Consider the following 394-nt stretch of genomic DNA (forward strand, 5'->3'; position numbering starts at 1 on the left):
GGGTTAAAATTCGTGGCTTTGAGTCTTCAAATAACTATTACGACGGAATGATGTTGCCAATTCTTCCTGGCTGGAATGTAAAACCTCAAATTGATCCAATTGCGATGGAGCGTTTAGAAATCTTTAAAGGTCCAACGTCTGTTCTTTATGGAAGTATGCCACCAGGAGGCATGGTAAATATCATTGCGAAAGCTCCTAAGTTCGAAGAATCTACGAAAATTGGTTTAGCAACGGGTTTAGATAACCTAGTTGAAGCATCAATTGATACCACGGGCGCTTTGAGTGACAACGTTGCTTATCGTTTGGTCGCTCTTGGTCGTAAAAAAGATACGCAAGTTGACGGTGTAGAGGAAGAGCGCTATGTAATTGCGCCTTCAATTGATTGGTATGTGTC

Annotated in this window: 1 protein-coding gene; it reads left to right on the top strand. The window is 41.6% G+C overall.

Annotated elements, in window-relative coordinates:
• On the top strand, positions 1–394 hold a 394-nt coding region (locus AB4512_RS23375; protein WP_372175911.1), incomplete at both ends, for a TonB-dependent receptor plug domain-containing protein.

Origin of the sequence: Vibrio sp. 10N.222.52.B7 (assembly GCF_041474275.1) — a bacterium.
GTDB lineage: Bacteria > Pseudomonadota > Gammaproteobacteria > Enterobacterales > Vibrionaceae > Vibrio > Vibrio crassostreae_C.